We start from the raw sequence: 24,251 nt of genomic DNA on the forward strand, positions 1-24,251 counted from the left end.
CGTCAACCTTCGAACGCGGTGGCCGCATTCATCTCCTCGCTGAGCTTGCGCTCCTCGTCCGCATGCGGCTTGGTGAAGCGAGCGATGACGAGGTAGGCGACCGGGGTCAGATAGAGCGTCACGATCACTGCAAGCCCGAGGCCGCCGACGAGCACCCAGCCGAGCGCAATGCGCGCTTCCGCCCCGGCCCCGCTCGCCAGCACCAGGGGCACGGCGCCGACGATCGTGGCGATCATCGTCATCATCACCGGCCTGAGGCGGATATTGGCGGCGTTCTCGATGGCGCTGCGCACGTCCTGGCCGCGGTCGCGGAGCTGGTTGGCGAACTCGACGATCAGGATGCCGTTCTTTGCCATGATGCCGACCAGCATGACGAGGCCGATCTGGCTGTAGATGTTCAACGTATTGCCGGTCATGATCATCGCGAAGACGGCGCAGGCAAGGCCGAGCGGCACCGTCGACATGATGATGATGCCGCTGACGAAGCTTTCGAACTGCGCCGCCAGCACCAGGAAGATGATGACGATCGCAAATCCGAAGGTGATGAACAGGCCGCTGGCGTTTTCATCGAGCGTCGCCGCTTCCGCAAGCGGCATGACCCGCGACCCCGGCGGCAGCAGTGGCTCGGCCATCTTTTCCACCATCGTGAGCGCCTCGCCGAGCGCCAGGTCGGATTTCAGGCCGGCCGACAGCGAGACGGCGCGAAGCTGGGATTCGCGCGCAAGCTGCGGCGCCACGGCCTTTTCCTCGATCGTGGCGATCGACGACATCGGCACGATCCGGCCGTCGCCGGCCTTGGCGAAGATGTTCTGGAGGTCCGTCGGATCGTTCAGCGGCGTGGTGGAGGATAGCAGCTTGACCGGATAGGCCTCGCCTTCGACGAAGATATCGACGACGCTGCTGCCGTCGAGCATTGCCTGCATCGCCCAGGAAAGGGCACTGATGTCGACGCCGAGATCGGAGGCGCGCTCTCTATCGATCGTCACGGACAGTTGCGCCTGGTTGGCCTCGTAGTTCAGCCGCACGTTTTCGAAGCGGCCGGTATCCTCCATCGCCCGCACGAGCTTTGCTGCCGCATCGCCGAGCTTGGTGTAGTCGTTGCCGACCAGCGCCACCTGAAGACCGCTGCCCGCACCGCGAATACCGAGGCTGTTGGCCTGGATGGTCGAGGCGCGCACCGAAGCCACCTTGCCGGTCACCTTGTTGATGTCGGCGACAATCTGCTGCTGGGTCCGATCACGCTGTTCCCAGGGGGCGAGAGTCAGCACCATGAAGCCGCTATTGGCCGAGCCGCCCTGGCCGGAAATCGAGAACACGTTGGTAATCTCGCCGGACTTGACCAACGGTTGCAGCCCGTCTTCGATCCGGCGCATCTGCGCCTGCGTGTATTCGAGCGAAACGCCTTGCGGCGCGTTGATCCTCAGCATCACCTGCGAGCGGTCCTCGTTCGGCGTCAGTTCCGACTTCAACGTCATGAAGCCCGCCGCTCCGGCGATCGTGAAGAAGGCGGCAACGGTGAAGACGACGAGCGGCGCATTGAGGCAGGCCCGCAGCGTGACGCGGTAGAAGCCTGCGGCGCGCTGGCCGAAACGCGCCATCGGGCCGTGCTGTGCATGCGCCTCGCTGGTCAGCATGCGCGAGGCGAGCATCGGGCAGAGTGTCAGCGAGACGAAGGAGGACAGCAGGATCGAAAAGGCGAGCACGAAACCGAATTCGCGGAACAGCCCGCCGGTCTGCCCGGGCAGGAAGGAGAGCGGCACGAAGACGGCCGCCAGCGTCGCCGTGGTCGCCAGAACGGCAAAGAACACTTCGAGCGTGCCATGCACGGCGGCCGCGCGCGGGCCGAGCCCCTCCGCCCGGCGGCGCACGATGTTCTCCAGCACGACGATCGCGTCGTCGACGACGAGGCCCGTCGCGAGCACGATCGCAAGCAGCGTCAGGATGTTGATCGAAAAACCGGCGAGATAGATCGCCGCCACCGTTCCGATGAGCGCGATCGGCATGCTGATCGTCGGGATCAGCGTCGCGCGCCAGTCGAGCAGGAAGAGATAGATGACGAGCGTGACGATGAAGACGGCGACGCCAAGAGCTATCTCGACCTCATGGATCGCACCGTTGATGAACACCGCGTCGTCGCTGGTGATCTTGAGCTCCGTGCCCTTCGGCAGGATGTCCGCAGAAATCGTATCGACGACTTTGCGCACGCCCTCGGAGATATCGACGGTGTTCGACTGGGCCTGGCGGATGATGCCAAGGCCGATGCCCTGGCGTCCGTTGGAGCGCAGCGCGGAACTCCCCGTATCCGGACCGAGGGTGACGGTCGCCACGTCGCGCAGGCGGACATTGTTGCCGAGGATCAGATTCTCGAACTGCTCGGGCGTCTGCAGGTCCGCAGTCGCGCGCACCGAAATATCCTGGCTGGCACTCGTCAGCGACCCGGCCGGCACGTCGTAGGAAGCATTGGCAAGCGCCTCGCGCAGATTGGCGACGGTGACGCCGCGCCCGGCGAGCTTGGCCTGGTTGAGGTCGATGCGGAAGATCTTCTCCTGGTCGCCATAGACGGTGACATCGGCGACGCCCTCGACCGCCGCCAAACGGTCGCTGATCTCGTTTTCGACCAGCAGCGTCATGTCTTCCATCGACATGGTGTCGGAGGTCAGCGCCAGGCGCATGATCGGCTGGCTGTCGGAATCGGCCTTGACGATGCGCGGCTCCTCCGCGTCATCCGGCAGCCGGCCGCTGACCCGGCCGAGTGCGTCGCGGATGTCGTTCGCCGCTTGGCCGATGTCGGTCGTGTCCGAAAATTCGAGCGTGACGCGGCTGCGGCCGAAGGACGACGAAGAGGAAATACCCTTGATCCCTTGGACACGCGACACCGCGCCTTCGATGATGGAGGTCACTTCGCGGTCGATCGTCTCGGGCGAGGCGCCCTCGAACTCCGTGGTCACGGAGATGACCGGCTGATCGACCTGCGGCAGTTCGCGGATTTCGATGCCGTTCCAGGCGGCAAGGCCCGCGACCACGATCAACATGTTGACGACGAGCGCGAAGATCGGCCGGCGAATGAACAGCGCGGTGAAGCCTGTCTTGCCGCCCTGCCCGCCGGGCGTACTGCCATGGTGACCGCCGAACCCGATGTTCATTGCGCGTCCCCCGCCACCTTCTGCTCGCGTTCGGGGTTTTCTTCGCCGGCGATGCGGACTGCGCCGCCGTCGCGCAACCGCTGCACACCCTCGGTGACGATGCGGTCGCCTTCGGCGATCTCAGCCTCGACCAGCACCTTGTCCGGATTGCGCTGGATGATCTTGATCGGCACCCGCTCGCTGTTGTCGCCGTTGATGCGCCAGATATAGGACCCTTCGGAACTCCACTGGACCGCCAGTGGATCGACGGTCGGGTAGCGATCCCCGTCGAAGGCCATCATGACGGAGAAGGACATGCCGGCACGCAGCATGTCGTCCGGATTCTCGATTCGCGCCCGCACCCGAAGCGTACGGCTCGCCTGGTCGAGGCGGTTGTCGATGGCATGGATGGCACCATCCAGTTGCCGGCCGGGCTGCGCCACCGCGTTCGCCGTGACGGGCTGGCCGACGGAAATCTTGCTGGCAAAGCGTTCCGGTACCCAGAAATCGACAAGGATCTGCGACCGGTCGTCGACGACCGCGATCGGCGTGGAAGTGGTGACGTAGTCGCCGACATTGACGGTGATGATGCCGACGATGCCTTTCGACGGTGCGACGATGTCGCGCCGCCTGAGATCGAGCTCGGCTGTCCTCAGCGCCAGTTCGGCCGTCTGCATGGCGATCTCCGCGTCGCGGACTTCGACCGCCGTCACCGCGCGGGCCGTCCCGAGATTGCGGTAGCGCTCGACCTTTTCCCGGGCGCTGTCGCGCGTCAGCCGGGCGTGCTCGGCAGCAATCATCTGCTCGTCGCTGTCAAGCCGCGCGATCACCTGGCCTTCCTCGATGCGATCGCCCGATTTTACCAGAATTTCCGTGAGATTGCCCGTGGAGGCCGGCGTCACGGTGACCGAACGGATAGCCTCGCCGTTGCCGATCGCGTTCAGTCGGTTGTTGACGATTGCGCTCTCAGCCGGCCTTACGACAACGAGCGCCGCATCCGAGAAGCCGCGACGCCCACCTTCTCCGCGCCCGCCGTTGCGCTGCCCGCCGGCTCCGTCTCCGCTCTGCGTTCCCGACAGCGCATCGATAAGCGGATGCGAAACGCCGATCGCCCCGAGCGTTTCTCCCGCTCCGGGGGCAAAGCGCACCCAGGCGGCGCCCCCGACGACGAGAACGACGAGGCTGACCGCCAGTTGCTTCAAAAAGCGCATTCATGTCTCCGAATAAGATACGCGCTCCAGCGCGGCGCGTACCGGCGGAACGTCCCGAGTTGTCGTGAGTATCGTTATTTGCGTGCCTTCGGGCAATCTCGGAACGCCATCATTACGCATTTGTAATGAAAGCAGAATTTGTTGTCCGCATCATGGCGCCCCGGGGTTGGACGATTGCTGTTTACAGCCGCCGGAGCTCGGCTATTCTGCCGTCACTGAAACCGGACGTTGAAGAGCGGAGATGAGCACATGTGCGATGCATGCGTAATCGAATCGGTAAAGCAGCAGATGTTGTCGCGGCGCAGCTTCTTCCGCGCCGCCGCGGTCGGTACGGCGGGGGTTGCCGCCGCCGGCATGGGGATCGCGCCGGCGGCGCTGGCCGCAGGGCATGCCGGCGTCACCGACCTTACGCACGAACTCCACGAAGAATTTCCCACCTTCTTCGGCCAGCAGCAATTCTTTCGCGAGCAGAAGTTCAACTTTGCCGAACATACCTTCAACCTGTTCGAACTGCGGGTGAACGAACATACGGGCACCCATGTCGACGCGCCGCTGCATTTCTCTGCCGACGGTCTCTCGGTCGCCGAACTGCCGGTTGAAAAGCTCGTCGTGCCGCTCTGCGTTGTCGACATCCGCGAGAGGGCTTCCGCCGACCCGGATGCGCAGGTGACGCCCGACGACATCAAGGCGTGGATCGCCGCGAACGGCGACATCCCGGAGAACGCCTGTGTCGCGATGCTCTCCGGCTGGGCGGAACATATCGGCACGGACAAGTTCCGCAATGCCGATAGCGCGGGCAAGCTGCACTTTCCCGGCTTCCATGTCGAAGCCGCCAAGTATCTGCTGGAGGAAACGAAGACTGCAGGGATTGCCGTCGACACGCTGTCGCTCGACCATGGCATTTCGCCCGACTTCGCCACCCACCGCGCCTGGCTGCCCGAGGGCCGCTGGGGCCTCGAGGCAGCCGCCAACCTCGACAAGCTGCCGGCCAAGGGCGCAACGCTTGTTCTTGGTGCGCCGAAGCACCGCGGCGGCACCGGCGGCCCGGCGCGCGTCTTCGCCCTCGTTTGACACCTCATGCAGGAGGAACCATGAGCACGATCGCGCCGCCGCCCAATCCGGAATCGAACCCGCGCGTCAAGGCGGTCTTCGACGACATCCGCGCCACGCGGAAATCGGACTTCATCAACAATATGTGGCTCTGGCTCGCCTTCGATCCGGATCTCCTGGAGCGCACCTGGGCGGAGGTCAAGGCGGTGATGGCGACGCCCTCGGCGCTCGATCCGCTGGTGAAGGAGATGCTTTACATCGCGGTATCGGTCACCAATGGCTGCGGCTATTGCATTCATTCGCACACGGCCGCCGCCAAGGCGAAGGGGATGAGCGAGGCGGAACACGCCGATCTGCTCCGTGTGATTTCGCTGGCCGCCAAGACCAACCAGTTGGCGACCGCGTTGCAGGTTCCGGTCGATCCGGCCTTTGACGCCACGGCCCAGCGATAAGCGTCACCAGAAGACTGGCGCTGAAAACGCCAGTCTTTCCACAGGCTTGCCCGGGGCGGACGAGACTCCGGAATAAAAGAAGAACATCCTTTCTGGCCTTTCGGTCCCGAATCACTACATTGGGCCGCATGAGCAAAGGTTTCGACGACATTCCCTTCTTCGACGAGGAGCCGGCGCCGCGCAAACCCGCGCCTGCCGCCGGCGGCATCGCCGCGCGCGCCATGGCCGCCCGCGACAAGACCCAGCGGCCGGATTACCTCTCCGGTCTCAACCCCGAGCAGCGCGAAGCCGTCGAAACGCTGGAGGGGCCGGTCCTGGTGCTCGCCGGCGCCGGCACCGGCAAGACGCGGGTGCTCACCACCCGCATCGCCCATATCCTTTCGACCGGCCGTGCCTACCCCTCGCAAATCCTCGCGGTGACCTTCACCAACAAGGCGGCCCGCGAGATGAAGGAGCGCATCGGCGTGCTCGTAGGCCATGCCGTCGAAGGCATGCCCTGGCTCGGCACCTTCCACTCGATCGGCGTCAAGCTCTTGCGCCGCCACGCCGAACTCGTGGGCTTGAGATCCGATTTCACCATCCTCGATACCGACGACGTGGTGCGCCTGATCAAGCAGCTCATCCAGGCCGAAGGCCTCGACGACAAGCGCTGGCCGGCCAAGCAGTTCGCCGGCATGATCGACACCTGGAAGAACAAGGGCCTCGACCCGGCGCAGATCCCGGAGGGCGACGCCCGCGCCTTCGCCAACGGCAAGGGCCGCGAGCTTTATGTCGCCTATCAGAACCGGCTCCTGACGCTCAACGCCTGCGACTTCGGCGACCTGCTGCTGCATCCGATCCGCATGTTCCGCGCCAATCCGGACGTGCTGAAGGACTATCACGACAAGTTCCGCTACATCCTGGTCGACGAGTACCAGGATACCAACACGGCGCAATATATGTGGCTGCGGCTGCTGGCGCAGCGGCCGCAAGGTGCCCGGGAAAAACACCCCTCCCCACCCCCTCCCCACAAGGGGGAGGGGCAGGAGCGGGTGGCCGCGTCCCGCTCCCCATCGAACCTAGTCGAGGAACGCCTGTCGGCGCCGCAGGCTAGCCCCTCCCCCTTGTGGGGAGGGGTTGGGGAGGGGAAATCCCGGGAAGAAAAGCCCCGCGTCAACATCTGCTGCGTCGGTGACGACGACCAGTCGATCTACGGCTGGCGCGGCGCCGAAGTCGACAATATCCTCCGCTTCGAAAAGGATTTCCCCGGCGCCAAGGTCATCAAGCTCGAGCGCAATTACCGCTCGACCGAACACATCCTCGGCGCCGCCGCCCACCTGATCGCCCACAACGAGGGCCGGCTCGGCAAGACGCTCTTCACCGACCGTAGCCACCCGGACGACGAGAAGGTGCATGTGCATGCGGCCTGGGACTCCGAAGAGGAGGCCCGCGCCGTCGGCGAGGAGATCGAGCAGCTCCAGCGCAGGAAGCACAATCTCAACGACATTGCGATCCTGGTGCGCGCCTCCTTCCAGATGCGCGAGTTCGAAGACCGCTTCGTCACGCTCGGCCTCAATTATCGCGTCATCGGCGGCCCCCGCTTCTACGAGCGGCTCGAGATCCGCGATGCCATGGCCTATTTCCGCCTTGTCTGCCAGCCGGCCGACGATCTCGCCTTCGAGCGCATCGTCAACACACCGAAGCGCGGCCTGGGCGACACCACCGTCCGCAACCTTCACGACTACGCCCGCGCCCGCGACATACCGATGCTGGCCGCCGCAACCGAAATCATCGAAACCGACGAACTGAAGCCGAAGGCGCGCAAGGCGCTCTTCGACGTCGTCACCGATTTCCGCCGCTGGCAGACATTGCTCGAAACGACGCCTCATACGGAACTCGCCGAACAGATCCTCGACGAGAGCGGCTATACGGCAATGTGGCAGGCCGACAAGTCCGCCGAAGCGCCGGGACGCCTCGAAAACCTCAAGGAACTCATCCGCTCGATGGAGGCCTTCGAGTCGATGCGCGGCTTCCTCGAGCATGTCGCGCTGGTCATGGATGCCGAGCAGAACGAGAACATGGATGCCGTGTCGATCATGACGCTGCACTCCGCCAAGGGCCTGGAGTTCGACACCATCTTCCTGCCGGGCTGGGAGGAAGGGCTATTTCCGCATCAGCGGGCGCTGGACGAGGGCGGCCGCGCCGGTCTCGAGGAGGAGCGCCGTCTCGCCTATGTCGGCATCACCCGCGCCAAGCGTCGCTGCCATATCTGGTTCGTCTCGAACCGCCGCATCCATGGTCTCTGGCAGACGACCATGCCCTCACGTTTCCTCGACGAACTGCCGATCGACCATGTCGAGGTCGCCGAGCAGGACGTCTCCTATGGCGGCTACAATCGCGGCGGCTACGGCCAGTCGCGCTTCGACAAGGCCGACCCCTTCGAAAACACCTACCAGACGCCCGGCTGGAAGCGCGCCCAGCAGCACCGCACGGAAGCCACCCGCGACAATTGGGGCACCCGCTCAGGCCACGCCGTCGAGCGGATCGGCTACGGCGAATCCGGCCCCCGCACCCGCACCATCGAGGGCGAACTCGTCGCCAAGTCGACGACCGCCGAACCCTCGCGCTTCAATGTCGGCGACCGCGTCTTCCACCTCAAATTCGGCAACGGCAACATTGCCGCGATCGAAGGCAACAAGCTGACGATCGATTTCGACCGCGCCGGTCAGAAGCGCGTGCTGGACGGGTTTGTGGAAAGGGTGTGAAGGGGCGCCCTCAAATCACCATCCGATACATCACGAAGCCGGATTTTTCTGCCACCTTGTCGTAGAGCCGCATCGCCTTGAGGTTCGTCTCGTGGGTCAGCCAGTAAACGCGTGACGTGCCCGCCCTTCTTGCTGCTTCGAAGACACCGTTGATCAGCGCCTCGCCGACTCCTTTGCCGCGCGCTGCCTCGTTGATGAACAGGTCCTGGAGATAGCAATTCGGCTGGATCGCGGTGGTGGTGCGGTGAAAGATGAAATGCGTGAGCCCGACCAGCCGCCCCTTGTTCTCCGCAACCAGGGCATGCATCGGTTCATAGGCATCGAAGAATCGCGACCAGGTCATATGGGTAATGTCCTGAGCGAGCGCGCTTTCGCCCGCGCGTCCGTAAAAGGCGTTATAGCCTTCCCAGAGCAGCAGCCATTGTTCGTAGTCGCTCCGGACGACCGGGCGGATGGAAAGGTTTTCACTCATTGTCGAACCCACCGGAAAGGTCGTTACGGGGGCGCCAGCATAACCCTTGATATCGGCAAGGTCTATCTGGCAGCAGCGTCCCGTCATCACTCGCTTTGATCTGGACCGGTCGAGCCGGTTCGCACCTCTTTTCCTGCTCCTTCGCCTTTCGCGCGTCTCATCAGGGCGATCACCTCGGCATCGGTGGTCTGTTCGAAATCGACGTAATGGATGCTGACGGCATGGAAAGGATGAGGCGTCGCGAGGCAGACAAGGCGGTCGATCTGATGGCGGAGGCCGGCGATCGCGCTCGGCGGAGCCACCGGCACGGCGACGATAAGCGCCGCGGCGCCCGCCTTGCGGAGCGCCTGAACCGCGGCCCGGACCGTGCCGCCGGTGGCAATTCCGTCGTCGACGATGACGACATTGCGCTTTTCCGCTGAAATGCGCGGCCGATCGCCGAGGTAAAGCGTGCGGCGACGCTCCAGTTCGAGACGCTGACGCGCCGTCTCTGCCTCAAGGTACGCCTTGGACGGCTTGACCAGGCGCATCGCCTCGGCATTGAGAACCAACTGCGGCTCGTCGCCGTCGACGAGCGCTCCAAGACCGAACTCGGCATGTCCGGGAGCACCGATCTTCCTGACGATAAGGAGCTCGAGCGGAGCATCGAGAATTGCCGCCACCTCGAAGGCGACCGGCACGCCACCGCGCGGCAGCGCCATCACCAGCGGATCGGCAATGCCTTCGCGCGCTATCGCCGCGGCAAGCCGCCGGCCCGCATCGACCCGGTCTGCAAAGCAAAGGCTCTCATGGGACATGGCGCACGCTCCGGATCATCGTCTGACAGGTTGAACCGATGCACATCATGAGGGGCGACCGGCCATTCAGGCTGCATGGATCGATCGAGAACCTGGTCCAACCGGGATATATGGCCGCCATCGAAAATTTACGTCGCAACCAATGCGAGAAAGAAAGTCAAACCGCTCAAATTGCAGCGAATTTGGCCGGCCTTCGTTAACACGGCGACGCTACGAATTTGATCACGCATACCGCTGGCTCGAAAGCCATCCGCTTCATTTTAGCACGACAGGCCGTTTCGAAATGAGCATTTTCCCTGCCATATCGGTCATTGCGCAGCTGGCACTCCTGTCCGCCCTTCTACGCCTGCGAAGCTCCGAGACAGCCGCCCGAGACTTCTCGATCGCCTGCGCACTATCGGCGATTGCAACGCTTCTCCTGATGGCGTCGACGTCGTTCAGCATGCCGATTGTCGCGATGCCCGGTTATGCGGCGATGATTGCTGCGTTTTTCGGCTTTCTTATTGGCCTTCGCCGGCTGTTGGCCTCATCGGTCCCAATCGGCGTCTGTGCCGCGCTCGCACTTGCGGCAGCGGCGGCCGGCCTTCTTATCGACCCGGGCGGACAGGGCAGCCTCGCCGGAAGGTTGATCGTGATCGCAGGCTGCGGCGCGGCTCTGCTCGCCGTCATCGGCCTGCCGATCCTCGAGAGGCGGGCGAATGACAAGCGGGCGATCCGCACCGGCGCAATCGGCTTGCTGACGGTCGCCTTTACGGGGCTCGTTCACGCCCTGGGGTTCGCGCCCCAAACCTCCCTTGGCCTCTCCGCCTCCCCCGCATCGCTCATCTTCGACTTCTCGCTCGTCTTCCTGCAGCTATTCTTCCTTCCCGCTCTCTTCGTCGCAGTTATCCTTACGATCGAGAATCGCGTTATCGCCAACCTGAGAACGTTGCTCGCACGCGACCCCTTGACGGGGGCGCTGTCGCGCAGAGCGCTCATCGAAGACGGCGAACGGACCATCGCCGACTGCCTTGCCCATCATCGTCCGGCTGCCTTCCTCCAGCTTGACCTCGATTATTTCAAGCAGATCAACGACCATTACGGCCACGCCTGCGGCGACATGGCGCTCGCCCATTTCGTCGCGACGGTTTCCGCGTTTCTCGATGGGCGCGGTATCTTCGGACGGATTGGCGGGGAGGAATTCGGGATCGTGCTGCCGGACCATACCGAAGAGCAGGCAGCCGCCGTCGCCGAAGCGATCTGCCGCGCCGTTCGCGACACGCCGGTCGGTCGGGCGCATCAGCGCATCCGCTTGACGGTCAGCATTGGCATCGCCGCGGCAGCGCCCGGCGACACGATCATGGACGTGATGATCCGCGCGGATCTGGCACTCTACGATTCCAAGGCCGATGGCCGTGATCGCTGCTCGATCGCCAGGCAGCGCCATATCGATGCCAGCGCCCGCGCGCTTGCGGCCGCCGCGGCGCAACTGCGACAAGCCGACGCCTCCCACCAGGATCAGTTGCGCCACACCGCCTGAGGGGCCGAAGCAACAGGGACCCTTGGCGTCTTGCATTGCCGACGCCACCACCTATGTGAACGGTGCTGCCGACTGCATGTCTCCTTGAAGCGACCTCGATTTAAGGACAAAGACATGCAGCAAATCAAAGTGCTACAGCAACCTTTGCGCGTCTGACAAGACGCGCGGCGCTGTAATGGAGGATACCCATGTCCCGCCGCACCCGCTCCTTGCTTCTCGCCACCTTGCTGGCCCTGACCGCCGCGGCCACCTCGCCGGCTCGCGCCGAGACGGTCGGCAAAGTCGGCGTCGACTGGCTCGGCAATGACATCAAGATCGATGCCGTGCGCGATCCGAAGGTGAACGGCGTCACCTGCCACGTCACCTATTTCGACCGCAGCGTCATCGATCGCCTGAAGAACGGCAACTGGTTCGAGGACCCGTCGAACAATTCGATCGCCTGCCGCCAGACCGGGCCGATTACCATCGGCGATATCGATCTGTCGAACGAGGGAGAGGAAGTCTTCCGCTCCGGCCTGTCGCTGATCTGGAAGGATCTGCTCGTGACCCGCATCTACGACAAGGCGAACGACACTTTGATCTATCTTGCGCATTCGCGCCAATTGACCGACGGTTCTGCCAAGATGTCGATCACGACCGTTCCGCTTTTCGGCCAAACGGTCACTTGGGAGAAGGGCCATCCCCAGTAAAGCCCTGACAAGGCATTGCCGCCGCAATCGATTGCGGCGGCAATGTATGCCCTTCAAAGCGAAACTTCACCCGGTCAGGAGACCAATGCGCTCCAGCGTCAGGGTGTCGGGGGAATGATGCCGCGATAGTATTGGCCCTCGCCTCCCTCGTATCTTTCCCTATAGGTAGCACCTCCCGAAGGGTAAACACGCTGGCCGTCAATGCTACCCGTGGGCATGACGTCGACGTTCGACGGGGCAGCCGCGCGAGGCATCAGTGTGCGCGTCGTGTTCTGCGTTCCCGGAGGATTATGCGGGTCTATGCCTTGGTAATAACTGTCCGCAAAGGCCGGTGCAGCAACACCAGCTAGCGCGGACGAGAGGACGAATGCGGCGAATGACGTTTTTAGGGAAACTCTCATGACGTTAGCTCCTATCTCCGTTCAGCATCCTCGCCTCCCGACGGATGCAAAGTGGCAGCATACGGCCTCCTAACGAATGCTGCAGTTCCCAGCATAACACCTTTCGGAGCCATGGCTTCCCCGGCACAGTCAATGTTTCGTCACGTTTGCTCCTGCAACCGTGAAGCAGATTAAGCAACTTTAACTTGACGCCGCGGGCAGCCAACCTGTGCTGCGGAGTGGCCAGCGCGCTTTGTCCCGGCCTTCAGTCCCTCAGGGCACCGGGGCCGGCGGGATGATGCCCTGATAATAGTCGCCCTGGCCGCCACCCTGATACTCGTTCTCGTAGCGCTCGCGGACCTGGGAGGGCGATCCGCCATAGGTGCGCATCGGCACAGCCGGCACGGGCGCGACATAGATGCTACCGGTCGGGGCTGGGTCCACGTAAATGCTGCCGGTTGGCGCCGGATCGACATAGACGGTGCGGTCGGCATAGGACGGGCTCTGGACCATCGGGACCCACATCGATCCTCTGTTCTGGGTCCCCGGCGGATGATGCGGGTCGATGCCCTGGTAAAAGCCGTTCGCGAAGGACGGTACGGCGGCTCCGGCAAGAGCGGATGAGAGGACAAATGCGGCGAATGATGCTTTCAGGGAAACTCGCATGGCGTTGCTCCTGTGTCCGTACAGCATCCTTCAGCGAATGCTGCGACTATCAGAAAAGACTCCTCACCAATGCTGCACTCCCATAACTCGGTTCCCGTGCAGGGTGTTCCTTGCGCGCGGTCGACAACCATCGTGTCTGCGCATTCCGCTGTGGTCGGGATCGCACAGCGAACGCGGATCCGCTGCTGCCTTAAATCGTAGCCGATCTAGGGATAAAGCATGCATTGGATCACGATGATTTTAGGTCGGATCGACCTAAAATCATCGTGATCGATTCTGATGCGGGATGCAGGCGGAAAACCGCACACACTTTTCCTCATCCCGCTCTAAACGCAAGAGGGCCCGATCGCGCGGGCCCTTCAAGCATCGAAGATGACTACCGTTTAAGGCTATGCGGCCTGAGCGAGTTCGTCGGCGATGACGGTATCGAGGTTGAGGAAGCAGACCATCGACTTCTCGAGCGCGACGATGCCGCGGCAGAAGGCACGCTGGGCTTCCGGAATGATCTCCGGCGCCGGCTGCAGGTCTTCGCTGCGGATCGTCATCATGTCGGAAACCTGCTCGACCAGCAGGCCGACAAGTTTGCCGGCGATGTCGGTGACGATGATCGCCGAACGCTCCGACGGCTCGGTCATCTTCATGCCGAGCCGGCATGCCATGTCGATGACGGGGATCACCGCGCCGCGCAGGTTGATGAGACCGAGGACATAGGGGGGCGTATGCGGCATCGGCGTCACCGGTGCCCAGCCGCGAATTTCGCGGATCGCCATGATGTCGATGCAGAATTCCTGGTCTCCGAGATGGAAGGAGACGATTTCGAGATAGGCGCCGGACTGCTTGATTGCGTTGCTCATGATCAGAATTCTTCCCAGTTGTCACCGGAGGCCGTGACGGAGGGCACGGCGGCCGATGTGTTGCCGAAAGCGCCCGCCAGCTTGCCCATGAGAGCTTTGGCGGGAGATGGAGCCGGACGGGCGGATGCCTCTGCAGCCGCCGGCTGACGAAGCGCTAAGGGCTTTGCAGCCATCATTTTGCTTGCGCCGGCCGGCGTGTTGGACCTTGCCGCGCTTGTCGTGCTCGACGGCTTCGCGGCCGGAGCGGCGGCCCGCATCGCCGTCTCGCTGATCTGCCCATTGCGGAATTGGCTGAGCAGTTCGCTGAGCTTCTCGGCATCCTGAGCGAGCGTGTGGCTCGCCGCATTGGTCTCTTCGACCATGGCGGCGTTCTGCTGCGTCATCTGGTCGAGCTGGCTGACCGCGGTATTGATCTCGTTGAGCCCGGTCGACTGCTCGCGCGCCGCCTGTACGATGGAGCTCATGTGTTCGTTGATGCGCACCACGTTTGCGCCGATGCGACCAAGCGCATCGCCGGTCGCCTGGACCAGCTTGACGCCGGTTTCGACCTCGTTGCCCGAGCGTGATACCAAAGCCTTGATGTCCTTGGCAGCACCGGCGGCCCGTTGCGCGAGTTCGCGGACCTCCTGGGCGACGACGGCAAAGCCCTTGCCGGCCTCGCCGGCCCGCGCTGCCTCGACGCCGGCGTTGAGCGCCAGAAGATTGGTCTGGAAGGCAATCTCGTCGATGACGTTGATGATCTTGCCGATCTCGTTCGATGCTCCCTCGATCCGCGCCATGGCAGAGATCGCCTCGCCAACGATGCGGCCCGATTCCTCGGCGTTGACGCGCGTCTCGCCGACCATCAGGCTCGCCTCTTCGGCACGATTGGTCGCCGTTTTGACGGTAACGGTGATCTCCTCCAGCGCCGCCGATGTCTGCTCGAGCGATGCCGCCTGCCTTTCCGTCCGCCGTGCCAGGTCGTCGGCGGCGCTGCGCATCTGTCGGCCGTTGGAGTCGATCGAGACGACGTTCTCCTTCACATTGCTCAGAACGTGGCTCAGCCGTTCGACCGTGTTGTTGAAGTCGCGGCGCAGCGTGTCGAGCCCCTCCTCGAAGGGCTCGCGAATGGCGACCGCCAGATTGCCTTCGGCAAGCTGGTTGAGCGCCCGGCCGAGGGCATCCACCGCGGCCTTGATGCGGCCAACCGCCTGCTCGCGCTCGGCAGCCTGGCGCTCGCGCTCATGCTCCACCTCGTCTCGGCTTGCAGCGGCATTCTGTTCGAGCGAACGCTTCTCCTCTGCCGCGGCCCGGAACAGGTCCACCGACCGGGCCATCTCGCCGATTTCGTCGCCGCGCTCGAGGGCGGCGACGGCCGATGTGAGATCGCCCGAATGGATGCGCTGCATGCTGTCGCGCAGCCCGAGGATGCCGCGGCGAAGCGCGTTGCCGTGGAACCAGATCAGCGCCAGCATGCCGACCATGACCAGGACTCCGAGAACCGCTTGCAATAGGAGTGCGCTGCTTGACGCCGCGCGCGCCTCCTCGGTGCGTTCCGTAGCGAGATTCGCCGCAGCTTCCGTGATTTCAGTCAGGACGGCGCTCATGCGCTCGCCGCCGCCGTCGATCGCGTCGTCCAGGCGCGCGAAATCCCCGGCCGGAGCACCGGACTCCACCAGTCCCTTCAAATCCACTTCGATCGCCTTGCGAAGTTCGGCGAGGTCAGATCCGAAGCTTACAAGACGCTCGGACTTGCCAAGCAGCTGAGCCAAGGCTTGGAGATCGGGGGTCTTCGCGTCGAGCAGTTCGAGCGACGCCTTTATCTGTGCCGCCCGTTCCGGCTGAATCTTGCGCTCCTCGCGGTCGATGATCGAATCCATCGCGATCAGCACCAGTTCTATGCTGGCAAATCGCATTTCCTCGGCCGTTTTCATGCCGTTTTCTGCGACGACCGCCTTTTCGAGAGAAACCTCCAAACGGCTGTTCTGGTAAAATCCGACCCCGAGCAGGGAGCCAAAACCAAGAAAGGCCGCCGCCGCCAGCGTCGCCAGCCGCTGGCTGACCGAGAGGGTGCGGGCTTCAGGAGAAGAGATGGTCATCGGCTGGCAGTCCGTTGCAAATGGACCTGCCCGACGCGAGCGTGGTCCTCCGTTGCGATCGATGCGGATAGCCGGGCTCGATCAACCGGATGACCTCATGTCATATCGAAGTGGTGCACTTCTCCGCGTCTGCCGACAGTGTCAAAGAGACCTTAAACATTCGCTAATACACGCGACCGCACTGCCGCGAAGTGTTGCCTACTGCATGTCTCCTTAAATCGACCCCGATTGAAGGATAAAGACATGCAGCAATTCAAAGTGCTACAGCGAACTTTCTCTTTGCCGTTTCGGGATGCTATGATCGTTGCATGCGCACGGACACGAAAAACTCGCTCTCCCCTCTCCTCCTTGCCCTCGTCGCGGGCGCGCTCGCGATTGTCTTCCTGCTCGCCTTCCAGGGCTGGATCGCCCACGGGGCCGATATCTTCCTGTCGCTCGCCGAAGCGGGCATTTCCTGGTGCTTCTGAAAGTCTGGACGTAAGCCCTCCACTACCGGTGGGAGCCATGGCCTGAGAATGCCTGCGGCCAATTGTGCCTTTGCGCCGTTGGTGGCGAAGCGCTATCTAGGGTGAACGACGGCCGGCAATCGGTCGCAACAGACCGGTGGCAATGATGAAGTCAGTACGCATCGCCCTTTGGGCAGCCATTCTTGTCATGGTGGCCCTGTTGGGGTGGCTCACCTACGACATGACCCAGTCGAAGCAGCAGGCGTCTGCCGGCCCCTTCGGCGTGCCGTTCACGCTGGTTGCCCAGGGTGGTCAGCCGATTACCGAGAAGGCGTTCGCGGGCAAGCCGACCGCTCTCTTCTTCGGCTTCACCCATTGCCCGGAAGTCTGCCCAACGACGCTGTTCGAACTCAATGGCTGGCTGGATAAGGTCGACCCCGAGGGCAAGAGGCTGCAGGCCTATTTCGTCACGGTCGATCCCGAGCGCGATACGCCGGAAATCCTCGGTCAGTACGTCTCCAACGTGTCGAAACGCATCACCGGCATTTCCGGTCCGCCGGACAAGGTCCTCGAGATGATCAAAGGCTACCGGGTCTACTACAAGAAGATCCCGGTCGACGAAGCGAAGCCCGACGGCGACTACACCATGGACCACACCGCCTCGGTCTTCCTGCTCGACGCCGACGGAAAGTTCAGCGGCACGATCTCCTATGGCGAAAACCCCGAAACCGCCGTCAAGAAGCTTGAAAATCTCGTAAGGGGCTGATTGCTGCTCTTTTCTGTCCAAAGCGCCGGCCAAGCCGGCGCTTTGCGTTTGCGTGCTATTCATGTTAGCGGCGAAGCCCCGCGTCTGATCCGACGCGCAAAGCCGGTCTGGCCGCCGAAGGGAACAACGACATTGAGCGAGATACGTCTTTTCGTCACCACCACCGAGAAGCAGGCGGCAGCCATCCTCGACGTCATGAGCGTGAACTTCGAAGAAGAGGGTTACGCCGTTGCGACGATGGAAATCGACGAGAAGCGGGACGTCTGGGAAGCCTCCGTCTATATGATGGCGGACGAAGAGGAGAGCGTAAAATCCCGCCTCGCCGATGCGCTCGCCGCCGATTTCTCCCATCTTCCGATCGAGCGCGAGGTTCTGCCGGAGATCGACTGGATCGCCAAGTCGTTGGAGGGCCTCGCCCCGGTGCGCGCCGGCCGCTTCGTCGTCCACGGCTCGCATGATCGCGACAAGGTGAAGACCGGCGAGATCGCCATCGAAATCGATGCCGGGCAGGCGTTTGGAACCGGCCATCACGGCACCACCGCCGGCTGCCTGGAAATGCTTGCCTGCGTGGCGCGCTCGCGGCGCGTCCGCAACGTCCTCGACCTCGGCACCGGGAGCGGCGTTCTGGCGATCGCCGCCTGGAAGCTCCTGCATGTTCCCGGGCTTGCGACGGACATCGATCCGGTGGCGACGCGCGTCGCCAGCGACAATGCGCGGCGCAACGGCGTCGTCGACGGCCTGACCTTCGCGACCGCGCCCGGTTTTCATTCGACCGCCTTCGGCACGCATGGTCCCTTCGATCTCGTCATTGCCAATATCCTGGCGCGGCCGCTGATGAAGATGGCACCGGAGCTCGTCGCCCATATCGCTCCCGGCGGCTCGGTCATCCTGTCCGGCATTCTCGCCGAACAGCGCTGGAAGGTGCTCGCCGCCTATAACGGCCAGCGGCTCAAGCATGTGCAGACGATCTGGAAGAACGGCTGGGTGACGATCCACCTGACGAAATAGGCTCCGTCCGCCGACCGTCGTCCGAGCGCTGCTTGTTCGATGCGACTTCGGTCACCGCCTGGCAGTCCAAAACGAAAAGGCCGCCCGATCCATCATGGCGGGCGGCCTTCTCGAAACAAAGGCGATGCCGGAGCATCGCCTGCTGGCCGGCTTGTGACCGACCATGCCCGCGAGCTTGAGGAGGAGGAGCGCTCGAGCGGGCTCTACCGTTCCGAAATTGGCCACCTTGAGGGAGGAGGAGAACAGATGACCAGTTATCTCGGAACTGCAGTCTTTTGAACTGCCGGACCTTTGTCCGTGTTCGTTGGCGCCGTTATACCCCATTATTTCAATAGAGAAAGATACATCGCCGCATGGGAGCCATGCATGCGGCGCATATGTATGATTAATGGCCTGTCCGCCCGGCCGTCGGGTCGCGCTCAGGGCAGGATGTCGCCTCTTTCCCCCGGAGCGGCCTTTCCGCTAACATGGCACCACCTTCCCTGCGGTTCTCCGCCAAGCCCTATTGGAATCGATCATGTTTCAGTCCTTCGAAGTCACCTCCACGCCTCAATTCGGCAAGGAGCGGGCCACTGCCTTGCGTGGCGCTTTCGCGCCGCTCGGCATCGACGGCTTCCTCGTGCCGCGGGCCGACGAGTTTCAGGGCGAATATGTACCGGCCTCATCGGAGCGGCTTTCGTGGCTGACCGGCTTTACCGGCTCGGCCGGCGTGGCGCTCGTCACGCAGCGTGAAGCGATCGTCTTCGTCGATGGCCGCTACGTGACCCAATTGAAGGAGCAGGTGGATGGCAGCGTCGTTACCGGCGGGGACCTCATCGGCGAGCCACCGCATCTTTGGCTGGAGGCACATGCGCCGAAGGGTTTCCGTCTCGGCGTCGATCCCTGGCTGCACACCGCAGCCGAGGTCCGCCGTCTCGAGAAAGCCCTCGCGACAATCGGCGGCACGCTCGTTTTTCTCGATGAGAACCCACTCGACCGGCTGTGGACCGACAGGCCTGCCGCTCCCCTCGGCCGCGTGACGATCCAGCCGCTCGAGCACGCGGGCCAATTGGCCAAGGAGAAGATCGCCGCGATCGCCGCGACAGTCGAGAAGGCCAAGGCGGCCGCCGTGGTGCTGACCGACCCCTCCTCGGTCGCCTGGACCTTCAACATCCGCGGTGGCGACGTGCCGCACACGCCGCATCCGCTGGCGCGGGCCGTCATTCATGCGAACGGCCGTGCCGAGCTCTTCCTCGACAAGCGCAAGACCGGCATCGAACAGGAAGCCTATCTGACCCAGCTTGCCGACATCGCGCCGCCCGGAGATTTCGACGAGCGGCTCGCATACCTCGCCTCGACCGGCGCCGCGATCATGATCGATCCGGATCTCGCCCCCTTCGCCATCGGCGAACTGATCCGCTCGAAGGGCGGCTCCGTCATCGAGGCGATCGACCCCGCGCGCCTGCCCCGCGCCCGCAAGAACCCTGCAGAGATCGCCGGGTCAGAACGCGCGCACTTGCAGGACGGCACGGCGATGGTCGAATTCCTCGCCTGGCTCGACAAGAGCGAGCCCGGCAGCGTGACCGAGATCGGCGCGGCGCAGAAACTGGAGGCGGTACGCGCCACGGCCGGCGAGCGCATGCAGAACCCGTTGAAGGACATTTCCTTCGACACCATCGCCGGCGCCGGCTCACACGCCGCGATCATGCATTACCGAGTGACGACGGACACCGACCGACCGATCGAAGCGGGGACCATGTTCCTGATCGATTCGGGCGCGCAATACATCAACGGCACGACCGACATCACCCGCACCGTCGCAATCGGCAACGTGCCGGAGGAACAGAAGCGCTTCTTTACCCTGGTGCTGAAGGGCATGATCGCGATCAGCACGGCCCGCTTCCCCAAGGGGTCACGCGGCGTCGATCTCGACCCGCTCGCCCGCATCGCGCTCTGGAAGGCCGGTGCCGACTATGCGCATGGTACCGGCCATGGCGTCGGCTCCTACCTCTCGGTGCATGAAGGGCCGCAGCGGATCGCCCGGCTTGCCACCCAGGAACTCATGCCCGGCATGATCCTTTCCAACGAGCCCGGCTATTATCGCCCCGGCGCCTTCGGCATTCGTATCGAAAACCTCGTCGTCGTCCGGGACGCTTCGGACATCGAGGGCGGCGATCAGCCGATGCTTGGCTTCGACACGCTGACCTTCTGCCCGATCGATCGACGCCTGGTCCAGCCGGCCCTGCTGACCGACGAGGAACTGGCTTGGCTGAACGCCTACCACGTCGAGACGCGGAACAAGCTGATGCCACTGCTTGCCGACGACGAAACGCGCAACTGGCTGAAGGCCGCAACGGAAGCGGTTTCACGCTGAGTCAGGCGGGATTGTGGATAGGGAGGCCCGGCGGCGTGGGCTGGGGCTACAGGGGGGGCAGCCGGGCCTCCGTTGGGAGGTTTCGATGTCTCAACCAACCACGCCGTTATAGGCACCCCGGCGCTCTCGTGTAACCCGAGAATTTTACTGGATTGCACGCAAAACCACCGAAATCGTTGTTGGCAACCGGATGAAAAGCTGAAAAGCCGGGACGAACCCGGCTTCTTCCTTCAGATTCCGAGCATTTTCTTCGCCTCGCCGAGTGCCGCCTCCGAACCGGCGTGATCGCCGGACTGGTGCAACTGTTCGCCTTGCGCCCGCAATTCCTTGACCTTGGCCATGTCGGCCTCGGAAAGGGACGCGTTCGGCATGGCCGCGTCGATAGCGGCCATCATCGTGGGGCACTGATTGGCAAACGCAGTCATCGGCGCAAGCGCCAGCATAAGGGCAATCGAGATCCTGGAAATCATTGTCGCTCCTCCAGAGCCGGAGGGCACATGCCTCTCCGGCATTGAAGGAATGATAGTCCAGGACCGTTTCTACGCCAAGCTGAACGGAAAGCGCCGCGCACCTACAGGATCAGGTGTCGGATCACCATCACCACGATCCAGCCGACGAGCAGCATCCGGAGCGACGAGAGGCGGAGCCCGACCGCAAAGGCGACAAGCATCGACGCAGCCACGTCGAAGCCGCCATAGACGAAGGCGGGCGCTACCAGCGTCGTCAGCACCGCGGCCGGAACGGCGTTCAGCGCCGCCTCGATTCGCGGCGGAATGTGTTTCAACTGCGTGATCAGCACGTAGCCGCCGACCCGGGTGGCGAAGGTGGCGACCGCGGCGGCGATGATCAGATAGATCAGCGTGAGGTGCTGGGCGTCCAAGGTTCAGGCCCCCTTTTCGATGGCAGGCATGTCACCTGGTTCCCGTTCCTGCGGCAGGCAGGCGGCAAGCAGGACGCCGGCGAGCGCGCCGATGCTGACATGCCAGGGCGAACCGACGAAGTGCATTGCCGCCACCGAGGCAACCGCGCTGGCGGCCACAACCGGCAGGAAGCGGTCACGCTTGCGAAAGCCGAGCACCAGGCCGAGGAAATAGATCGGCAAGAGCACATCGAGGCCGATCGCCTTCGGATCGCCGATCAGCTGCCCGAAGACTGCGCCGGTCGCCGTGTTGACGAGCCAGGGGAAATAGATGACCAGGCCGAAGCCGAGATACCAGGAAAAGCTGACCGGAAGCCCGCGCTCGGCCCGCCTTTCGCTCTCCGCATATTGCGGATCGATCAGCAGGAAGAAGGCGAAGAACTTCTGGACCAGCGTGAAGTGACGGATGTGTTTGGCGATCGAGGCCGAATAGAGCACGTGGCGGAAGTTGACGGCGAAAACCGAGAGCACCACCAGCCAGGGCTGGACATTGTTGCCGAACAGCTCGATGCCGACCATCTGGCTTGCACCGGCATAGACCGCGGCGCTCATGAACACCGCATCGGCGATGCTAAAGCCGTTGTCGACGGCCAGCGCCCCGAACAAAGCGCCGAACGGCGACGCCGCCACCATGATCGGGAAGCCACCGCGCATGCCCTGGCGGAACTCGTCTCTGTTCATGGGTTTCCTCCCGTCGGCACTCGACGCGCGACCGACGCATCCGAAAGCGCTTGTGCGGGACAGATAGGCCCTACCGGAGGCAGGAACAATTCAATTGCACTGATGCACAGATTGAATTTTCTGATGGCTGAACGAGAGGCCGCGGCTAGACATCGGCCGCCGCGGCGGCACCTTAGCGCTTTACCTGGAACGTATGCTCGATCCCGGGGAAAGTGCGGGCCTTGACCTCGTTGGCGTAATCTTCCACCGCCTTCGAGATCGCCGGGGCGAGCTCGGCGAAGTGCTTGACGAAGCGCGGCTTGAAATCGTTGAAAATGCCGAGCATGTCGTCGGAGACGAGGATCTGGCCGTCGCAGGCGGGCGATGCGCCGATACCGATGGTCGGGCAACGCAGCGTTGCGGTGATCTCGCGGGCGACCGGCTCGACCGTGCCTTCGACGACGATTGCAAAGGCGCCGGCGTCGTCGATCGCCTTGGCGTCGCGGCGGATCTTCGCCACTTCCTTCTCGTTGCGCCCGACGGACCGATAGCCGCCGGTGGTGTTGACCAGTTGCGGCATCAGGCCGACATGGCCTAGCACCGGAATGCCGCGGCTGACGAGGAAATCAACCGTCTCGGCCATTTCTGCCCCGCCCTCGAGCTTGACCGCGCTGCAGCCGGTTTCCTTCAGAATGCGCGCCGCACTGCGGAAGGCCTGTTCCTTCGATTCCTGATAGGAGCCGAAGGGAAGGTCGATGACGATGCAGGAGCGCTCGGAGCCGCGCATCACCGCCTGGCCATGGGCGATCATCATGTCGAGCGTGACGCCGACCGTCGTGTCGAGGCCGTAGAGCACCATGCCGAGCGAATCGCCGACGAGTAGGAAATCCACATGCGGGTCGAGCAGCCGCGCGATCGGCGTCGTATAGGCCGTGAGGCTGACGATCGGCCGCTCGCCCTTCAGGGCTTCGATACTGGCGGGGCTCAGCCGCCGCTTCGTGGTCTGGACGCTCATTCTCAGGCAACCTTTGCAAAACGGGCGGATTTCGGAGCGATGACGCGATTGTCGAGCAGCTTCGTGGTGCCGAAGCGGACGAAGAGCAGGAGCAGCACCGGCTTCTCGCCGATCTCGCTGACCGGCTCGAGCGTCAGCGGGTCACGCAAGGCCACCACCTCGGGTCGCGCCAAGGGCTCGTTCGACAGGAACTCGGTGACGCCTTTTTCGACAGCCGCCGCGTCGGTGACGCCGCTTCCGATCAACCGCTCGGCCTCGTCCAGCCCCTTCGGCACGATCGCCGCCGCGCGGCGCTCGTCCGCCGTCAGATAGACATTGCGCGACGAACAGGCGAGCCCGTCGGCTTCCCGAACAGTCGGCACGCCGACAACGGTGACCGGCTGGGCGAGGTCCTCCACCATGCGGCGGATGATCTGCAGTTGCTGGAAATCCTTCTCGCCGAAATAGGCGCGATCCGGCTGGACGATGTTGAAGAGCTTGGTGACGACGGTCGCAACACCGGCGAAATGCCCGGGCCGAACCGAGCCCTCGAGCTCGGAGCCGAGCTTCGGCAGGTCGACGACGGCCTCCATCGGTTGCGGATACATGTCCGCAACGCCCGGCGCGAAAAGAAAATCGACGCCGCCTTCGGTCAGCATCTTTTCGTCGCGAGCAAGATCGCGAGGATATTTGGCGAGGTCCTCGTTGGGGCCGAACTGCAGCGGATTGACGAAGATACTGGCGACGACCACGTCATTCTCGCCGCGCGCGCGGCGCACCAGTTCCATGTGGCCGACATGAAGATAGCCCATCGTGGGCACCAGGCCGATCGTTCTGCCGGCGCGCCGGTGCTCGGCAAGAGCTGCGCGCAACTCGGCGATGCTGGCTATGGTCTTCATCTCCGGACCCTCCAATCCGCCGGGGCGGCAAGTCGCACCCCGCTCGCTGATATGGCGTGTTGCCAGTTCCGCGAAAAGGCAATTGCACAAATTTTGGCTGCAAAGCTCTATCTTGTGCGGCGCAAAAACACAAATGGAAATGGGGCGAGGAGGATCGCCGGGCCTCGGCTGA

22 protein-coding genes are annotated in these 24,251 nt (G+C 63.5%); 9 read left to right on the forward strand and 13 right to left on the reverse strand.

The window, feature by feature from the left end; genetic code table 11:
* Positions 1-2: 2 nt before the first annotated feature.
* The gene (locus NGR_RS21570; protein WP_012708599.1) at positions 3-3,143 is read right to left on the reverse strand and encodes an efflux RND transporter permease subunit; all 3,141 of its coding nucleotides are present in this window, start codon (positions 3,141-3,143) and stop codon (positions 3-5) included.
* Positions 3,140-4,333 (reverse strand): efflux RND transporter periplasmic adaptor subunit, encoded by a 1,194-nt coding sequence (locus NGR_RS21575; RefSeq protein ID WP_012708600.1) that lies wholly within the window; start codon positions 4,331-4,333, stop codon positions 3,140-3,142. Before NGR_RS21575 ends, NGR_RS21570 begins: the two co-directional genes overlap by 4 nt.
* Before the next feature lie 249 nt (positions 4,334-4,582).
* On the opposite strand from NGR_RS21575, the gene NGR_RS21580 reads away from it, so the two are divergent.
* The 3 genes from NGR_RS21580 (at position 4,583) to NGR_RS21590 (ending at position 8,579) form a co-directional block, all read left to right on the forward strand.
* Positions 4,583-5,404, forward strand: a complete 822-nt coding sequence (locus NGR_RS21580; protein WP_012708601.1) for a cyclase family protein — start codon at positions 4,583-4,585, stop codon at positions 5,402-5,404.
* A gap of 20 nt (positions 5,405-5,424) precedes the next feature.
* Positions 5,425-5,835, forward strand: coding sequence for a carboxymuconolactone decarboxylase family protein (locus NGR_RS21585; protein ID WP_012708602.1), 411 nt, complete (start codon positions 5,425-5,427; stop codon positions 5,833-5,835).
* A 128-nt stretch (positions 5,836-5,963) separates the two neighbouring features.
* Complete coding sequence (locus tag NGR_RS21590) at positions 5,964-8,579, forward strand: ATP-dependent helicase (RefSeq protein WP_012708603.1); 2,616 nt, start codon at positions 5,964-5,966, stop codon at positions 8,577-8,579.
* Positions 8,580-8,589: 10 nt separating this feature from the next.
* Here the strand turns inward: NGR_RS21590 and NGR_RS21595 are convergent, their stop codons facing one another.
* Together NGR_RS21595 and NGR_RS21600 are read right to left on the reverse strand one after the other, a co-directional pair.
* Positions 8,590-9,051 carry a GNAT family N-acetyltransferase gene (locus NGR_RS21595; RefSeq protein ID WP_012708604.1) on the reverse strand — a complete coding sequence of 154 codons (462 nt, stop codon included), beginning with the start codon at positions 9,049-9,051 and terminating at the stop codon, positions 8,590-8,592.
* 86 nt (positions 9,052-9,137) lie between these two features.
* Positions 9,138-9,848: a phosphoribosyltransferase gene (locus NGR_RS21600; RefSeq protein WP_012708605.1), complete on the reverse strand. Its 711-nt coding sequence runs from the start codon at positions 9,846-9,848 to the stop codon at positions 9,138-9,140.
* Between the two features lie 283 nt (positions 9,849-10,131).
* Between NGR_RS21600 and NGR_RS21605 the strand changes: the two genes are divergently transcribed.
* Both NGR_RS21605 and NGR_RS21610 read left to right on the forward strand, forming a co-directional pair.
* Positions 10,132-11,367: a GGDEF domain-containing protein gene (locus tag NGR_RS21605; RefSeq protein ID WP_164924397.1), complete on the forward strand. Its 1,236-nt coding sequence runs from the start codon at positions 10,132-10,134 to the stop codon at positions 11,365-11,367.
* 188 nt (positions 11,368-11,555) lie between these two features.
* Positions 11,556-12,056, forward strand: a complete 501-nt coding sequence (locus NGR_RS21610; protein WP_012708607.1) for a CreA family protein — start codon at positions 11,556-11,558, stop codon at positions 12,054-12,056.
* A 98-nt stretch (positions 12,057-12,154) separates the two neighbouring features.
* On the opposite strand, the gene NGR_RS33235 is transcribed toward NGR_RS21610, so the two are convergent.
* The 4 genes from NGR_RS33235 to NGR_RS21625 all read right to left on the reverse strand — a co-directional run bounded on the left by NGR_RS33235 (position 12,155) and on the right by NGR_RS21625 (position 16,034).
* A complete protein-coding gene (locus tag NGR_RS33235; protein ID WP_012708608.1) occupies positions 12,155-12,457 on the reverse strand; it encodes a hypothetical protein in 303 nt (100 codons plus the stop codon).
* A gap of 252 nt (positions 12,458-12,709) precedes the next feature.
* A complete protein-coding gene (locus tag NGR_RS21615) occupies positions 12,710-13,102 on the reverse strand; it encodes a hypothetical protein (RefSeq protein ID WP_012708609.1) in 393 nt (130 codons plus the stop codon).
* Between the two features lie 389 nt (positions 13,103-13,491).
* Positions 13,492-13,956, reverse strand: a complete 465-nt coding sequence (locus NGR_RS21620) for a chemotaxis protein CheW (RefSeq protein WP_012708610.1) — start codon at positions 13,954-13,956, stop codon at positions 13,492-13,494.
* Positions 13,957-13,958: 2 nt separating this feature from the next.
* Positions 13,959-16,034 (reverse strand): methyl-accepting chemotaxis protein, encoded by a 2,076-nt coding sequence (locus NGR_RS21625; protein WP_012708611.1) that lies wholly within the window; start codon positions 16,032-16,034, stop codon positions 13,959-13,961.
* A gap of 308 nt (positions 16,035-16,342) precedes the next feature.
* Here NGR_RS21625 and NGR_RS32415 point away from each other — a divergent pair, with 308 nt between their 5' ends.
* The 4 genes from NGR_RS32415 (at position 16,343) to NGR_RS21640 (ending at position 20,607) form a co-directional block, all read left to right on the forward strand.
* Positions 16,343-16,501 (forward strand): hypothetical protein, encoded by a 159-nt coding sequence (locus NGR_RS32415; RefSeq protein ID WP_012708612.1) that lies wholly within the window; start codon positions 16,343-16,345, stop codon positions 16,499-16,501.
* Positions 16,502-16,646: 145 nt separating this feature from the next.
* Complete coding sequence (locus NGR_RS21630) at positions 16,647-17,246, forward strand: SCO family protein (protein ID WP_012708613.1); 600 nt, start codon at positions 16,647-16,649, stop codon at positions 17,244-17,246.
* Between the two features lie 132 nt (positions 17,247-17,378).
* Entirely contained in the window at positions 17,379-18,254 is an 876-nt protein-coding gene (locus tag NGR_RS21635) for a 50S ribosomal protein L11 methyltransferase (protein ID WP_012708614.1), read from the forward strand.
* A gap of 517 nt (positions 18,255-18,771) precedes the next feature.
* Positions 18,772-20,607, forward strand: coding sequence for an aminopeptidase P family protein (locus NGR_RS21640; protein ID WP_012708616.1), 1,836 nt, complete (start codon positions 18,772-18,774; stop codon positions 20,605-20,607).
* A gap of 230 nt (positions 20,608-20,837) precedes the next feature.
* Here NGR_RS21640 and NGR_RS21645 read toward each other — a convergent pair whose 3' ends face one another.
* The 5 genes from NGR_RS21645 to panC form a co-directional block, all read right to left on the reverse strand.
* The gene (locus tag NGR_RS21645) at positions 20,838-21,077 is read right to left on the reverse strand and encodes a hypothetical protein (protein WP_012708617.1); all 240 of its coding nucleotides are present in this window, start codon (positions 21,075-21,077) and stop codon (positions 20,838-20,840) included.
* A gap of 101 nt (positions 21,078-21,178) precedes the next feature.
* Entirely contained in the window at positions 21,179-21,487 is a 309-nt protein-coding gene (locus NGR_RS21650) for an AzlD family protein (RefSeq protein WP_012708618.1), read from the reverse strand.
* Positions 21,488-21,490: 3 nt separating this feature from the next.
* Positions 21,491-22,207, reverse strand: coding sequence for an AzlC family ABC transporter permease (locus NGR_RS21655; RefSeq protein WP_012708619.1), 717 nt, complete (start codon positions 22,205-22,207; stop codon positions 21,491-21,493).
* A 172-nt stretch (positions 22,208-22,379) separates the two neighbouring features.
* A complete protein-coding gene (gene panB, locus NGR_RS21660) occupies positions 22,380-23,201 on the reverse strand; it encodes a 3-methyl-2-oxobutanoate hydroxymethyltransferase (protein ID WP_012708620.1) in 822 nt (273 codons plus the stop codon).
* A gap of 2 nt (positions 23,202-23,203) precedes the next feature.
* Positions 23,204-24,079 (reverse strand): pantoate--beta-alanine ligase, encoded by an 876-nt coding sequence (gene panC, locus NGR_RS21665; protein ID WP_012708621.1) that lies wholly within the window; start codon positions 24,077-24,079, stop codon positions 23,204-23,206.
* Between the last annotated feature and the right edge of the window lie 172 nt (positions 24,080-24,251).

Source organism: Sinorhizobium fredii NGR234, from assembly GCF_000018545.1.
GTDB classification, from domain to species: Bacteria; Pseudomonadota; Alphaproteobacteria; order Rhizobiales; family Rhizobiaceae; genus Sinorhizobium; species Sinorhizobium fredii_A.

Bases quoted from the DNA above. Each gene is read 5' to 3' on its own strand.
- NGR_RS21615 (WP_012708609.1), bottom strand. From the start codon at position 13,102: ATGCGAGTTTCCCTGAAAGCATCATTCGCCGCATTTGTCCTCTCATCC.
- NGR_RS21590 (WP_012708603.1), top strand. From the start codon at position 5,964: ATGAGCAAAGGTTTCGACGACATTCCCTTCTTCGACGAGGAGCCGGCG.
- NGR_RS21580 (WP_012708601.1), top strand. From the start codon at position 4,583: ATGTGCGATGCATGCGTAATCGAATCGGTAAAGCAGCAGATGTTGTCG.
- panC (WP_012708621.1), bottom strand. From the start codon at position 24,079: ATGAAGACCATAGCCAGCATCGCCGAGTTGCGCGCAGCTCTTGCCGAG.
- NGR_RS21640 (WP_012708616.1), top strand. From the start codon at position 18,772: ATGTTTCAGTCCTTCGAAGTCACCTCCACGCCTCAATTCGGCAAGGAG.
- NGR_RS21630 (WP_012708613.1), top strand. From the start codon at position 16,647: ATGAAGTCAGTACGCATCGCCCTTTGGGCAGCCATTCTTGTCATGGTG.
- NGR_RS21605 (WP_164924397.1), top strand. From the start codon at position 10,132: ATGAGCATTTTCCCTGCCATATCGGTCATTGCGCAGCTGGCACTCCTG.
- NGR_RS21575 (WP_012708600.1), bottom strand. From the start codon at position 4,333: ATGCGCTTTTTGAAGCAACTGGCGGTCAGCCTCGTCGTTCTCGTCGTC.
- NGR_RS21570 (WP_012708599.1), bottom strand. From the start codon at position 3,143: ATGAACATCGGGTTCGGCGGTCACCATGGCAGTACGCCCGGCGGGCAG.
- NGR_RS21610 (WP_012708607.1), top strand. From the start codon at position 11,556: ATGTCCCGCCGCACCCGCTCCTTGCTTCTCGCCACCTTGCTGGCCCTG.
- NGR_RS21595 (WP_012708604.1), bottom strand. From the start codon at position 9,051: ATGAGTGAAAACCTTTCCATCCGCCCGGTCGTCCGGAGCGACTACGAA.
- NGR_RS21585 (WP_012708602.1), top strand. From the start codon at position 5,425: ATGAGCACGATCGCGCCGCCGCCCAATCCGGAATCGAACCCGCGCGTC.
- NGR_RS21625 (WP_012708611.1), bottom strand. From the start codon at position 16,034: ATGACCATCTCTTCTCCTGAAGCCCGCACCCTCTCGGTCAGCCAGCGG.
- NGR_RS21620 (WP_012708610.1), bottom strand. From the start codon at position 13,956: ATGAGCAACGCAATCAAGCAGTCCGGCGCCTATCTCGAAATCGTCTCC.
- NGR_RS21655 (WP_012708619.1), bottom strand. From the start codon at position 22,207: ATGAACAGAGACGAGTTCCGCCAGGGCATGCGCGGTGGCTTCCCGATC.
- panB (WP_012708620.1), bottom strand. From the start codon at position 23,201: ATGAGCGTCCAGACCACGAAGCGGCGGCTGAGCCCCGCCAGTATCGAA.
- NGR_RS21645 (WP_012708617.1), bottom strand. From the start codon at position 21,077: ATGATTTCCAGGATCTCGATTGCCCTTATGCTGGCGCTTGCGCCGATG.
- NGR_RS21600 (WP_012708605.1), bottom strand. From the start codon at position 9,848: ATGTCCCATGAGAGCCTTTGCTTTGCAGACCGGGTCGATGCGGGCCGG.
- NGR_RS33235 (WP_012708608.1), bottom strand. From the start codon at position 12,457: ATGAGAGTTTCCCTAAAAACGTCATTCGCCGCATTCGTCCTCTCGTCC.
- NGR_RS32415 (WP_012708612.1), top strand. From the start codon at position 16,343: ATGCGCACGGACACGAAAAACTCGCTCTCCCCTCTCCTCCTTGCCCTC.